11 protein-coding genes are annotated in these 14096 nt (G+C 40.0%); 5 read left to right on the top strand and 6 right to left on the bottom strand.

Translation table 11 applies throughout. The annotated features are described in order from the left end of the window. Positions 1-78 precede the first annotated feature (78 nt). The 4 genes from queG to CWC11_RS19730 form a co-directional block, all read right to left on the bottom strand. Positions 79-1212: a tRNA epoxyqueuosine(34) reductase QueG gene (gene queG, locus CWC11_RS19745; protein ID WP_138684058.1), complete on the bottom strand. Its 1134-nt coding sequence runs from the start codon at positions 1210-1212 to the stop codon at positions 79-81. A 66-nt stretch (positions 1213-1278) separates the two neighbouring features. After that, entirely contained in the window at positions 1279-2499 is a 1221-nt protein-coding gene (locus tag CWC11_RS19740; protein WP_138684057.1) for a methyl-accepting chemotaxis protein, read from the bottom strand. A gap of 47 nt (positions 2500-2546) precedes the next feature. Beyond that, the gene (locus CWC11_RS19735; RefSeq protein WP_138684056.1) at positions 2547-3242 is read right to left on the bottom strand and encodes a glycerophosphodiester phosphodiesterase; all 696 of its coding nucleotides are present in this window, start codon (positions 3240-3242) and stop codon (positions 2547-2549) included. Beyond that, entirely contained in the window at positions 3239-4105 is an 867-nt protein-coding gene (locus CWC11_RS19730) for a DMT family transporter (RefSeq protein ID WP_138684055.1), read from the bottom strand. The genes CWC11_RS19735 and CWC11_RS19730 overlap by 4 nt, the downstream gene beginning before the upstream one ends. 324 nt (positions 4106-4429) lie before the next feature. Here CWC11_RS19730 and CWC11_RS19725 point away from each other — a divergent pair, with 324 nt between their 5' ends. The 5 genes from CWC11_RS19725 (at position 4430) to rlmB (ending at position 10478) form a co-directional block, all read left to right on the top strand. Then, the gene (locus CWC11_RS19725; protein WP_138684054.1) at positions 4430-5533 is read left to right on the top strand and encodes a sensor histidine kinase; all 1104 of its coding nucleotides are present in this window, start codon (positions 4430-4432) and stop codon (positions 5531-5533) included. Further along, positions 5530-6144 (top strand): response regulator transcription factor, encoded by a 615-nt coding sequence (locus CWC11_RS19720; RefSeq protein WP_138684053.1) that lies wholly within the window; start codon positions 5530-5532, stop codon positions 6142-6144. The genes CWC11_RS19725 and CWC11_RS19720 overlap by 4 nt, the downstream gene beginning before the upstream one ends. Before the next feature lie 202 nt (positions 6145-6346). Continuing rightward, a complete protein-coding gene (locus tag CWC11_RS19715) occupies positions 6347-7081 on the top strand; it encodes an enoyl-CoA hydratase/isomerase family protein (protein WP_138684052.1) in 735 nt (244 codons plus the stop codon). A gap of 185 nt (positions 7082-7266) precedes the next feature. Next, positions 7267-9738, top strand: coding sequence for a ribonuclease R (gene rnr, locus CWC11_RS19710; RefSeq protein ID WP_138684051.1), 2472 nt, complete (start codon positions 7267-7269; stop codon positions 9736-9738). Then, complete coding sequence (gene rlmB / locus CWC11_RS19705; protein WP_058547049.1) at positions 9735-10478, top strand: 23S rRNA (guanosine(2251)-2'-O)-methyltransferase RlmB; 744 nt, start codon at positions 9735-9737, stop codon at positions 10476-10478. Before rnr ends, rlmB begins: the two co-directional genes overlap by 4 nt. 309 nt (positions 10479-10787) lie before the next feature. Here the strand turns inward: rlmB and CWC11_RS19700 are convergent, their stop codons facing one another. Beyond that, a complete protein-coding gene (locus CWC11_RS19700; RefSeq protein WP_138684050.1) occupies positions 10788-12944 on the bottom strand; it encodes a TonB-dependent receptor family protein in 2157 nt (718 codons plus the stop codon). A gap of 203 nt (positions 12945-13147) precedes the next feature. Continuing rightward, on the bottom strand, positions 13148-13993 hold the full coding sequence (locus tag CWC11_RS19695; protein ID WP_058547051.1) for a LysR family transcriptional regulator: 846 nt from the start codon (positions 13991-13993) through the stop codon (positions 13148-13150). Positions 13994-14096: the final 103 nt, after the last annotated feature.

Below are 14096 nucleotides of genomic sequence, written 5' to 3'. Positions count from 1 at the left end.
TCAAGTCTGAGCTAGTACAATCTATCGTTGCTTTTAAAAAGCTAGTACGTTTAAATCTAGAGGTTTACTCCCGAGTATTTAAGCATCTCGGGGTAAACCTTTTTCTACAATTCTAATCAGTCTCAGGGTTTTACGAAGTTGCACACGCAGTTTGTCGTTTTGCTGTATAAGTGCCCAATTTATATGCTCTAAAACAAGCTCGCTGCATTTTTGTGCTTTATCTTCAAGGGCATAAACTATCTTAGGGCTAAAATCGGCATTTCCTAAACCCACCGCTAAATTACGTAACCATCGCTCATGACCAATACGGCGAATAGGGCTGCCTTCGGTGTTTTTTAAAAACGTTGCTTCGTCCCAAGCAAATAACTCAAGTAAGTCTTTATCTTTTAATTGTGTACGAGGATGAAAATCTTGCTCATCGGTTATTTGTCCATAGCGGTTCCACGGGCATACCAGTTGGCAGTCGTCGCAGCCATAAATTCGATTACCTAATAAAGCTCTGTACTGCTGTGGTATAGCGCCTTGGTGCTCAATAGTTAAATACGATATGCATTTACGGGCATCAACCACATAAGGCTCTACAATTGCACCTGTAGGGCAAAGCGTAATACAGGCTACACATTTGCCACAGCCTTCAAAGATATTTTCATCATCAATTGGTAGGGGTAAATCAACAAATAACTCACCTAAAAAAAACCACGACCCGGCTTCTTGGTTTATTAATAAAGAGTGTTTACCACGCCAGCCTAAGCCTGCTTTTTCAGCAAGTTGGCGCTCTAGCACCGGCGCTGAGTCTACAAATGGCCTAAAGCCATAAGCGCCAATTTCTTGCTCTATTTTTTGGCCTAGCTTTTTTAACCTATTACGCATTAATTTATGGTAATCGCGGCCCAAAGCATAGCGGCTAATGTAGGCTTTTTCGCTATTTTTAAGTGTTTTAGCAAAGCTTGCATCAGGGGGAAGGTAATTCATTTTTACCGAAATAACGCGCTGAGTTCCGGGTACTAGTTCAGCAGGGCGAGCGCGCTTCATGCCATGTGCTGCCATATAATCCATTGACCCGTGATAACCCGCATCAAGCCAGCGCTGTAATTGTGCTTCGTGTTTCGATAAATCAATGTCGGTTATGCCAACCTCGCTAAAGCCAAGCTCTTGCCCCCATACTTTGATTTGTTGGGCTAGTTGTTCATAATTTGGAGTAGGATTGCTCACACACATTTCACGCTTAAATTAATAGCCGCGTAATTTAACATATTTGCTGGTGGGCGAAAACGCCTGTTAAAGTACAAAACGCTTTAACTGTTGCTGGGTTTGTAAGCTTAATTGCTGCGATTGTTGGCAATCGTTAAGGGCTGTGTCTATTTGCTGTTTAGCTTGCTCACCAAGCGCTACAATCTGCTCTACTGATTGATGAGTTTGTGTTTGAGTGTTCTCTAACATATGTACTGCATTTACTATTTGTTGGAGTTGCTGCTGGTTTTGTTCAAACTCATTAAGCATTTTAGTAAAGCCATCAGATGTATTACTTATCGCGCTTTGCGCGTTATTAGAGTGGGCAATTAATTGCTCTGACTCTTTGTTTGTTTCACTTACTAGCTCGTTCATTTGATTTATAAAGTCGCTAATTTGCCTAGTTGCACCACTTACTTTTATTGAAAGCGTACGTACTTCATCAGCAACAACTGCAAAGCCTCTACCTGCGTCACCGGCTCTAGCCGCTTCAATTGCAGCGTTTAGTGCCAATAAATTAGTTTGATCAGAAAACTCTTCAACCATTTTTAATATGCTGCGAATGTTTTCGCTGTTTTCTTTAAGCCCTGCCACCGTATTTGAAAAGTTACCTAGCATATTGGTAATAAGTTTAACTTGTTCAACTAAAGCTAAAAGCTCTGATGCTGATAGCTTTACAAAATTTAGGTGCTCATTATTTACCTCATGCACGCTGTCTGTGTTGCTTACTATGTTTTGTAAGCTTTGAGTTATTTGCATACTGGCATTAATAATACTGTGGCTTAAATTAATTTGCTGCTCACTTAATTGCTCAGTACTTTGCATAGACTCAGTCACTTGGGTATTACTGTGAGCACTAGCTTGAGCGCTATTGTGCGTAGTACTTAATAGCTCACTTAAATGAGTAGTAAATAGGTTGTACTGCGTACTTAAATCTTTAAATTCATCGTAAGAAAAATGAGGGAGCTTGGCTGCTAAATTGGCATCTTGCTGGTTTATTTGTATTAAGGTATCTCGCATTGCAGTTACAGGGCGTACAATTAAAAAGCGCATATAAAAAAGAGTAAAAACAAAGCCAAATATAATCACTAAAGTTAGCAACCAAAATAGCCCTGTACTTTGCTGTTGTTCGCTTAAGCTTTGGTATAACCAAAATAATGTAATTGCTTGAAACAAAAATACAAAGCTCAAGTTGCCAACTATTTTACGGGTTAGCGTAAAAAAGAATGTTTGTTCTACATAATTATAAATTTTCATAAAACCACTCATTAAACTCAAGCCCTGTAATTTTATTAGCAATGGGTAAGCTACCTTTGCTATTTCGACGCTAAATAAGCTTTAGTTTGCGCGGGGTAATTAGTAAAAATTCCATCTACGCCATACTCAAGCATCAGTGATATATCTTGTTCTTTATCGACCGTATAAGCATAAATCTTTAGGCCCCGTTTTTTAGCATCATCTGCAAATGCTTTATTTACAAAGCTTTTATCTACATGAACACTAAATGCATTTAGCTCTTGAGCAAATTTTGCATAATGTAGAGGAATCGACGATGTAAGTGCGCCTATTTTAAGCCATGGTAGTGCTTTTTTTAGGAACTGTAATTGATGATGATCAAACGACGACACTAAAACGTTATCTTTTGATATGTTGCCAGCTGCAATATTGCTCTCAAGTACAGCTGCAAACTTTTCAAGCTCAAAGGTGTGTTTAAGCTCTAAATTTAATAATGTTTTATTGTTATTCCAATCTAGTAATTGCTGAAGCGTAGGTATTTTTTCGCCGTTGCCCGCATCTAATTTAAATAAAGCTTGGGCATTAAAGGCCCTTACTTTACCTGTTCCGTTGGTGGTTCTATCGAGCCACGAATCATGAATAATCATGTAATCATCAAGCGCACTTTGAACGTCAACCTCAATGCCATCAACATCCGCTTTTAGTGCTTCTAAAATTGCGCTTTTAGTGTTTTCGGGGTAATCGCCGCTGGCACCTCGGTGTGCAAATACTTTCATTGTCGAGCCTTTTTAGTGATAGACCAGGTTTCAAAACATGCAGCACTAACAATAAGCGCACCGCCAAGGAGGGTCATTAAAGTAGGGCGTTCATGAATAATTACTATAGCCAGTATTGTGCCATAAAGTGGTTGTAAGCAAGAAATTAACCCCGCAGTTGCTGCAGATAAATGTTTTAAACTGGCTGCAAATAACGAGTGCGGTGTAGCCGTAAAAATAATACCCGCCACAGCAATTAAAATTAGGTCGTGGTCGCTAACCTCATACACAGGAACTTCAATAAATGCGCATAACATTAAACTTGCCACTAAGGTTTGGTAAAACATAGTTTGTGGGCCGCCGTACTGGCTAAAGTAGCGCTTGTGGGTAATATTTCTAATTGAGAAAAACAAAGCCGATACAATCCCGGTAATTACACCAAGGGTTACATCGTCACCTAAATCGGCACTTGGCACGAGTAAATATATGCCCATGACTACAACAGCTGCACTTATTATATCTTTTGCTTGGGGCTTACTTTTATTAAATAGTGGTTCTAAAAAAACCGTCATCACGGGGTAACTAAAAAAAGCCAGCATACCAATAGTAACACCTGCCATTTGCATGCCTGCAAAGTAAGTTACCCAATGTAAGCCTACTGCAACACCTAAAAATAGCGCTATTAAATAGTCTTTTGGCTTGTTGAGCTTTATTTGTTTTTTTTGAAAGTACAGCATGGCGAAAATAGCCATACCAGCAATGGCGGTTCTATAAACAGTAATATCAAGCGCATTTAAACCAATTAGTTTTGCAAAAAGGGCAGTGCCCCCAAAAAGTAATACGGCAATATGTAAGTAAATTAAACTTTGCTGTTGTGGCTGCATTTAAACATCATCTCCTTTTTTTAATATGTTATCACTGGACGAACGCCTACAGGATGAAATTTATAAAACATGACAATTGTCAGCAAAGTTAATGACATTTCACACTCTTATTAATTTTGGGCTTTGGCATAGTTACCTTACTTACTTGGAGGTTGCTATGAATACATTCGTTTTAATAAGCTTGGCGATTAGCGAGTTTTTGGAATCAATTAGCTTTAGTGTTTCAATAAATGATTACTTTATACTCATTAGTGTTTTTGTGTTATTTATATTTATTAATAAAAATAGTGCTTTAAATAAAAATAATAACTTAGAGGTATGGGTATGAGTGAAGCTAACACACTTTCAAAACCAGCAGATAAAAATTTTTGGAAGTACGCGCCATTAATTTTTACGGGGTTTTATTTATTACCCACTCTTTTTAACTTATCGCATTTGCCAGTAAACACAATTGTAATGAGTGTGGCGTTTTATATTGTATTTATTTTGCTTTATATAAAAGCCATGAACTGTGAAACAAAAGCTATCTCTAAACTGTTTATAATGATGTTAGTGGTTTGTTTTAGCGCTACATTTTATACCACAGGCACGTCTACCTTATACGGATTTATCACTTTTATAGCGGGTGAATCGTATAGTAAAAGGCACAGGGTATACGCAGTATTTGGTATTGCTTTTGCGGTGTTATTAAGCGCCTACTTAGCTGATATGGAAAATGTAAAATATTTTTTAGCAGGCACATTATTAATTTCAGCCGCATTATTTGCCTTTGGTATAGCTAGTCAAAAAGAGCGGCTGCACAAAATGCGCGAGCAAGAAAGCGCTAACCAATTAGAGCAATTAGCTGCCATTGCTGAGCGTGAACGAATAGCGCGCGACCTGCACGATATTTTAGGTCATTCACTTTCATCAATTGCGTTAAAAGCAGAGCTTGCCAATAAGTTAAACCAAGGTGAGCGATATGAGCAGGCAAATAACGAAATAGCACAAGTTGCTGATCTTGCTAGGCAACTGTTAAGCGACGTAAGAAACGCCGTTAGTGATTTAAAACAGCTTAATTTAGTTAGTCAGCTGGCGCAGCTTAAACAAAGGCTTATAGAGCAAGAGTTTAACGTTACATTTAACGTGGTTTTAAATACTTTGCCCGCTAAAGTAGAAGGGCTAGCAGGGCTTATTATTAAAGAAGCCGTTACTAATCTACTGCGCCATAGCAGTACAAAAAACAGCGAAATAAATATAGAGCAAACAGCGCAGCAATTACTTATAACGGTTATCGACCACGCTCCTTGCAGCACGTTAAACGCAGGCAATGGCTTAACCGGTATAAAAGAGCGCGCAGAGCAACTTAATGGTAGTGCTAGTTTTACATGTGGCGAGCGCTTTACTTTAAATGTAATACTGCCAATTACAGCTAAGGATTTACAATGATCAAAGTATATTTAGTGGAAGATCAAGCACTGGTTCGCGACGCAGTTGCTGCTTTGCTAAGCCTTGATTTTAATATTGAGGTAATAGGCCAAGCAAGTAACGGCCAAGATGCGCTAACAGCAATAACTAGCCTTACAGACGACAGCATGCCTGATATTATTTTAACCGATATCGAAATGCCAAATATGAATGGCATAGAGCTGAGTGAGCAAATAGCGGTAAAATTTCCTGATATAAAAATGGTAATAATGACCACGTTTTCACGAGCGGGTTATATAAGGCGCTCATTAAGTGCGGGTGTTAAAGGGTTTATATTAAAAGAAGCCCCGAGCGATGAGCTTATCAACGCGCTCAAAAAAGTAATGCAAGGGCAAAAGGTAATAGACCCAGAGCTTGCTATTAACGCCCTAGACGATGCCGATCCACTGACCGACAAAGAACGCAAAGCACTCAAGCTTGCAAGCGATGGTCTTAAAACAAGTGAGATTGCTAAGCAGCTTTTTATAAGCGAAGGCACTACGCGTAACTATTTGTCTGATGCAATCGCAAAGCTAAACGCTACAAACCGCGTAGATGCCGCGCGTATTGCAAGGCAAAAAGGCTGGCTTTAGTATCCATTTTATTAAAAACAAATTTGCTATCGCGTCAAATAACTCTCTAATTTAATGCGATACCCATAAGCCACACAAATAACGCAGAGGGGCTCTTAACTTGTTTTGGGTTTATAAATTATAAGTAAAGTATTACTATGTTACTTATAAAAGTAACGAACAGCGCTTAAAGTTACGCTAAAAAACAACAAGTGAGAGTTTAATGACAGCATTAATAGAGTTTAAAAACGAAAATAACACCGCTATATTAACCATGAACACCGCTGAAAACCGCCACAACCCCGCATTTTTAGCGCAACTTAACCAACACCTAGATAACATTGAAAGTAACCAAGCCATTACATCGGTAGTATTAACATCATCGAGTGATAAAAACTGGTCACTTGGAATCGACTTACAATGGATGTCTAACTCAAGTAACACACCTACAGATATCGCTAACTTTATGCTTGAAATAACTCAGCTATTAAAGCGTATTGTTACCTTTCCGATGCCTATTATAGCAGCGCTAAACGGCCATACTTATGGTAATGGTGCTGTACTTGCGTGTGCGTGTGACTTTAGATTTATGAAATCAGACAAAGGCTTTTTCTGTTTTCCTGAGGTTGATGTACTCGTCCCGTTTGTGCCTTCTATGATCCCTATTATTCATAAAGCAATTCCTCACACCTACTTTAACCGCTTAGCTATGTCTGGGCAGCGTGTTGGTGCAAGCGATCTTTTAAAAAACAATGTAATAGAAGAAGTGTTTACTAATAACGAAGATCTACAAGCTGGTGTACTTGAATTTGCACAGCAATTTAATAAAAATCGTTGGATTTATGCTCAAAATAAAACACAAATAAACAAACAGATTTTACAAACGATAAAACAAGAAGACCCAGCATTTATAGAAAATATTAGTAAACTGCTCTGGAAAAACCTACAGAAAAAGTAGACTAAAATCCTGCGTGTTTAACTTTTTTTTGAAACAAACACGCAGCATAATTAAGGACGTGTTAAGTCCTGTTATCTTATATTTTTAAACACAAAATTAAGTTGGTAAAAGTTTAATAGCTTTTACCTGTCTCATTTTACGTATATGGGTTAAAATACCTACATAACCAACTAACAAGATAGTGAATGTCAAACCAAGATCCAAATCTCAGTCGAGAACAAGAAAAGTACGAAAACCCAGTCCCTAGCCGTGAGTTTATACTTACTCACCTTCAAGAGCGTTCAAAACCAGCTAACTACGCACAATTATGCGAAGAGCTTGCGGTAAACGATGAAGAGCGCCAAATAGCATTTAAACGCCGCCTTCGTGCTATGGAGCGCGACGGGCAACTGTATTTCAATAAGTTTAAATGTTACGCCTTAATAGACGAAGCCGGTTTAACTAAAGGCAAAGTAATAGGCCACAGAGACGGTTTTGGCTTTTTAGAAGTTGAAGGCGAGAGCAAAGATTGGTTTATAGCTAAGCACCAAATGAACATGGTGTTACATGGCGACATTGTACTAGCTAAAGGCACAAAACGTGGCTCTGGCTCAAAATGTGATGCCCGCATTATTAAAGTGCTTACCAACGAGCGCGCACCTATAGTAGGGCGTTACTTTGTTGAACACGGCATGGCCGTTGTAGTCGCTGAAGATCCGCGCATCACCCAAGATATAATGATTTTACCAGGCAACGAAAACGGTGCCCGCCATAACCAAATGGTGCAGGTTAAAATCACTCAAAACCCTAGTCGTAATATGAATGCTGTGGGTAAAGTGGTTGACGTACTTGGCGAGCATTTAGCCCCAGGTATGGAAATTGAAGTAGCGCTTCGTAATCACGATATTCCTCATGTTTGGCCAGAAGAAGTAGAAGCACAAGTGGCTCACCTTGGCGAATTTGTTGAAGACGCTGATAAAGAAGGCCGTGTAGATTTACGTGATTTACCGCTTGTCACTATTGATGGCGAAGATGCACGCGACTTTGATGATGCAGTATATTGTGAACGTAAAAAATCAGGTGGTTGGCGCTTATGGGTTGCCATTGCCGACGTATCGCATTATGTAGGCATGAACACGCCGCTTAATAAAGAAGCCATAGCACGTGGTAACTCAGTGTATTTTCCTGAGCAAGTAATTCCTATGCTGCCAAAAGTGCTGTCTAACGGTTTATGTTCACTTAATCCAAAAGTAGATCGTTTATGTATGGTTGCCGAAATGACCGTATCGGATGCGGGTAAGCTTTCGGGTTATAAGTTTTACGAAGCCGTGATGAATTCTCACGCCCGTTTAACTTACACCAAAGTAAACGCTATTTTAAAAGGTGATGAAAAACTACGCGATGAATACTCAGCCGTAGTGCCGCATTTAACTGACCTACAGCAAATGTATATGGCGCTTAAAGGTGCTCGCCAAGAGCGCGGAGCTATTGAGTTTGAAACACTCGAAACACGCTTTGTATTTAACGCACAACGTAAAATAGAATCAATAGTGCCTGTTATTCGTAACGACGCGCACAAACTCATTGAAGAGTGTATGATTTTAGCCAACGTTTCGGCGGCTAAATTACTCGAAAAACACGAAGCGAGTGCGCTTTATCGTGTGCATGACGAACCAGATCAAGAAAAGCTAGGTAACTTTACTAAGTTTTTAGGTGAGCTTGGTATTCAAAGCACGTTAAGTGATGAGCCAACACCAAAAGAAATAACCCAAGTATTAGCTCGCTTAGGCGACCGCCCAGAAGCTGAGCTTATTCAAACTATGTTACTTCGTTCAATGAAGCAGGCTGTATATCAGCCAGATAACATAGGCCACTTTGGTTTAGCGCTTTCGGCTTATGCACACTTTACATCGCCAATTCGTCGTTACCCAGATTTAGTAGTGCATCGCGCAATTAAAGCGGTAATAAAAGCACAAGGTCAACAAACATCAGGCGCGTATGCTTATACCGACGATGAAGTAGATCAATTAGGCGAGCAGTGTTCAACAACAGAGCGCCGTGCAGACGATGCAACGCGTGAAGTTGCCGACTGGCTTAAATGTGAGTTTATGCAAGATCACGTTGGCGATGAGTTTAACGGGGTTATTTCATCGGTAACTAATTTTGGTTTGTTTATACGCCTAGACGATTTACAAATCGACGGGCTTATTCATGTTACTAATTTAGGTGATGAATACTTCCAGCACGACGCTGCAAAACACACCCTAATAGGTGAGCACACACATAAAGTTTATCGCCTTGGCGATAAAGTGACAGTGCAAGTTGCATCGGTAAGTTTAGACGAGCGCCGTATAAACTTAACGCTTAAAGGCGATGTAGCACAAGATAGATATTCACGCCGCCGTGGTGCTAAAGGCGCGGGTAAATCTGGCTATGCACCTGCAAGTGTTCGTTCGCAATTAAAAGCAGGTAAAATCCCGGGTAAATCATCTACTGATGATGTAAAACCAAAGGGCAAAAAAAAGCCAGCGAGTAAAGGCAAGCCTGCTAGTAAAAAAGCAGTAAAAGCAGCTGATGGTACAGCTAAGAAAAAACCAAAGAAAAAGGTAGCTAAAAAGCCTAAAAGACCAGGCAAAAATGCCCGTAAACGTAATAGCCCAGGAGCAGATAATACGTGAGTAATGAATTAATTTTTGGCTTTCATTCTGTTGAAGCAATTTTAGAAAGTGAGCCTGAGCGTTTTATAGAAATTTACGCCCTTAAAGGTCGTGACGATAAACGCTCAACACCGATTATTGATGAAGCACGTAAGTTTGGTATTTCAGTGCAGTTTATGCAGCGTAAAGCGCTTGATAGCAAATCAAAAGGTGAGCAACATCAGGGCATTATTGCAAACGTTAAAGCTGCACCAACGTTTAACGAAAAAGATTTAGATGCGATCATCGCGCGTGAAGACACACCGTTTTTACTTGTGCTAGATGGCATAACCGATCCGCATAACTTAGGTGCATGCCTACGTAGTGCAGACGCCGCAGGCGTTCACGCTATAATTGTACCTAAAGATCGCTCAGCTAAGCTTAACGGCACTGCACGTAAAGTGGCCTGTGGCGCAGCTGAAACAGTACCGCTTATTCAAGTTACTAACCTTGCACGTACACTGCGCGAAATTAAAGACGCAGGCGTTTGGGTTGTAGGTACTGCTGGCGAAACTGATAACCACGTATTTGATGCAAGCTTAACAGGCCCAATGGCTATTGTTATGGGTGCAGAAGGCGAGGGCATGCGACGCTTAACGCGTGAGCATTGCGATATGCTCGTTAAAATACCAATGGCGGGCACGGTTTCAAGCTTAAACGTATCGGTAGCTACAGGCATTTGTTTATTTGAAGTATTACGCCAACGTAACGCAAATAACTAATACAGTTTAATGTATTAAAAAAGCCGAGATTGAAATTCAATCTCGGCTTTTTTGTATCTGTAATTTACGCTTTTAATTTTATATCAATTGATACTCGATTATAGCGATAGGTAAACGGTTTAATAACAAGGCAATAATTTAGATGTGTAGTGCTTTTACATAAAAAATTATTAACGCTGTTAGCGAACTGTTTATCTCATACAAAGCGCAGGTAAACGGTTTAATAACAAGGCAATAATTTAGATGTGTAGTACTCTTACATAAAAAATTATTAACGCTGTTAGTGAACCGTTTAACCAGCTTTAAAACTTAAAAACTATATGTGTAGCCTACCTGTACTGTACGTGGCTTACCTGGCTGAATACCACCATTAGCGCGGTTAGCGATATAGGTTTTATCAAACAGATTATCTACGGTTAGGTAAACTTTTTGTTTTTCATCAATTAAGTATTTAGCGGCTAAATCCCATACTACACGGCTATCAATGGCATCTAAGCCTGAGTCAGTTAAATCAGCATGCGCACTTGATACATAACGCACTTGGCTGTTAATCACAAAAGCTGAAAACTCAGCACCTAACGAAAGGGCTACTTGGTTTTCTGGTACGTATGGCATTGCATCGCCTTTTTCTACCGAACCCCAAATTTCAGAATCAAAATCGTTTTGGAACTCTGAATCTGTGTAAGTGTAAGTTAGTTTTACAGGGAACATCGCCGCGTCAGTGGCAAACGTACGTGCAGCACTAAATTCAAAGCCCGATACTTCTACTTCACCGTAGTTGTATTGATCGCCAATGTTATCGTCGCTACAGCCAACAGCAGCTGTACAGTTACCGTGCATGTTGTCGTAATCTGAGAAAAACGCAATCACTTCACCTGTAAATCCAGCGGCGTTAAAGCGCGAACCAAACTCAAGGTTTACACTTTCTTCTTCGTCTTGGTCAGCGTTACCCGGCGCCGCAGGTGCGTAACCTTTTTGAATGCCCGCAAGTAGTGTTACGTTTTCGTTAAGTGTGTAAGTAGCACCAAGTGACGGAACTAAAATTTCAGTATCGTTAGATATATTTTTAGTTAAACCATTGCTGCGCGTTGGATCTGACTTAGACCACTCTTCACGCGTAATCGTAATGTCTTCATAACGAAGGCCAGCACTTACTACTAAAGCGTCTATTGTCCACTCGTCTTGAACAAACAAAGTACGCGCATCGGCACTATCTACACGGTTGCTATCTGAACCTGGGATACCTTGCGATGTTAGCGTCATACTTAAATCTTGATTTAGCGTGTACGTATCTTGCCACTGAAAACGATCCATTTCGTCTTCATGGTAACGCACGCCAACAGTCACGTAGTGATCGCCTGCAGGTATGTGTAACTCAGACTGAATACCTTTTGCTTGGTAATCACGGTTATTCGCTTTTACGCCAATACCCTCAATGCCTTCACTCGTTGGGTTTGCTTCAAATTCGCTGTACTGCTCAAGCGTGCTTGTACCTACACTGCTTGCTTTATACCAGTTACGATGAAAATCATTTAAGTAAGCGGTTGCTAATAACTCGTAACCTTCGCCAAATTGGTACGCATAGTTAAGTTGGTAAGCATTATGGCGAGTGTTCATTTCATCGTTTTGCGATGCTGCATAACGACGATTAGGGTTTGATTTGTAATCTTCTTCAGTTAAACCCATGTACGTTTCGTCAGATGTTTCATCAGAGTATTTTACTTTTAGCTCTAAGCTATGCGCATCGTTTTTACCAAACGTGTGGCCAAACTTTAATAGTACATCTGTTTTTTCAAAGCCAGTATTGTCGCTACCTACTGGCAGCTCTTTAAATCCGTCGGCGCCATAAGTAAATACTTCAATTAAACCCGCTGTGTTGTTTTTTTCTTTACCAAAGTAAGCGTGGCCTTTGTAGTAACCGTCGCCGCCAAGGGCTGCATCTACCATCGCTTTTGAGCTATTTGCCTCAGTGGGTAAACTGCGAGAAAGTAAATTTAAAACACCACCCGTAGTACGCGGGCCGTACTTAACAGAGGCTGCGCCTTTTAATACTTCAATAGACTCCATACGGCCCATAGTAGGGAAGTAGTAAGCTGAAGGTGCAGAGTAAGGAGCAGGTGCAACTAATACACCGTCTTCCATTACTGATATTTTATCGTTACGGCCAGTACCTGTACCGCGCATACCAATATTAGGACGAAGGCCGTAGCCGTCTTCTTCTTGCACGTATACACCTGGAACAGAGGCTAAAACACGTGAGATATCGGTGTATTCAAATTTTTGCAGTTCTTCGTCAGTAATAAACGTCGCAGAACCAGGAATATCATTAATAGCTTGCTGTGAGCCAATAACTGTAATTTGTTCAAAACGCTGATCTTGGTTAGAACTGCCTTGTGCTATTGCAGTAGCACTAAAAGACAAAGCAATTGCAGTTGCAAGGGTAGATACTAAAAACTTAGAGGTCATTGTGTGTCCTGATCATGTCAATTATTTTAATTGGCGTAATTTGAACACGTTAACGAATACGAATCAATGTTATTAACTGTTTAATAGTTCAGTTTTTTAGAATTAAAAACACTCACTTATGCTACTTTGTTAACTAAATTGTTTCTTTTGTATGGCAGTGTTAGTTTAACGTTCATTCTTAAGTATCGGTTTTGTATATTGAGCTAACCAAGCCTCAGCGCTATAAATTCAGCCAGTTTATCTACAGCGTGCTCCGATTCGCCACCGCTTTTAATTAAGCTAATACCTATACTGCCTAAGCTTGGTAAGTGTTTTGTTTGAATTTGAAAGTTAAGATCGCTAGGCACAGTGCTTTTAGCAAGTACTGTAATACCCAACCCTTCTTTTAAAGCGGCAATAAGGCCGGTTAAATCGGCGTTGCTGTAAACAATGCGGTATTTTATGCCTGCATTTTTTAATGCATCAATGGCTCTACGACGATAAATACAGCCCTCGGGCGCTGTAACTAAGGTCACAACTGCATTTTTTGCAAGTGATAGGTCGCCTACCCATACAAGCTCGTCTTGCATAAAAATTGGAAATTTATCAGAGTTGAGTCGCTCATTAAGGGCAAGCACTAAATCAAACTGATCTTGCCTTGAAGCCGAAAGCAAATGCTTACTCAAGCGCGATTTAACCTCTAACGACACCTCAGGATAAAACGCTACAAAGTCGCCAATAATAGAGGGGAGTATGCGCGCCGCAAATTCGCTCGGTATACCTAAGCGCACTTTACCGGCAATGTTTTCAGAGGTGAACTGCTGCAAAATAGCATCGTTATGTTGCATCATTTGTTTTGCCATAGGCAGTAATAGCTCACCGTACTGGTTAAGCACTTGGCGTTGGCCTTGTTTTTTAAATAGTTTATAGCCAATCATATCCTCTAGGCGCTTTATTTGTAAGCTTACAGCTGGCTGCGAAAGGCCCAGCAAATCGCCTGCTTTAGCAAAACCGCCTACCTCAACTACCATTACAAACGTACGTAAACCATCGGTTGATATGTTTTTCATATTTAAAATTACAATTTATACGGCCATATATATAAGTATTATTTATCAATTGATAAAAAATTACAATTTGTTGTTGATAGACGTGCGCAATATACTTTTGGAA

It is taken from the genome of Pseudoalteromonas sp. S3178, from assembly GCF_005886985.1.
Taxonomy (GTDB): Bacteria; Pseudomonadota; Gammaproteobacteria; order Enterobacterales; family Alteromonadaceae; genus Pseudoalteromonas; species Pseudoalteromonas carrageenovora.
The sequence above is the reverse complement of the archived record's forward strand: the minus strand, read 5'-3'. Positions and strand labels throughout refer to the sequence as shown.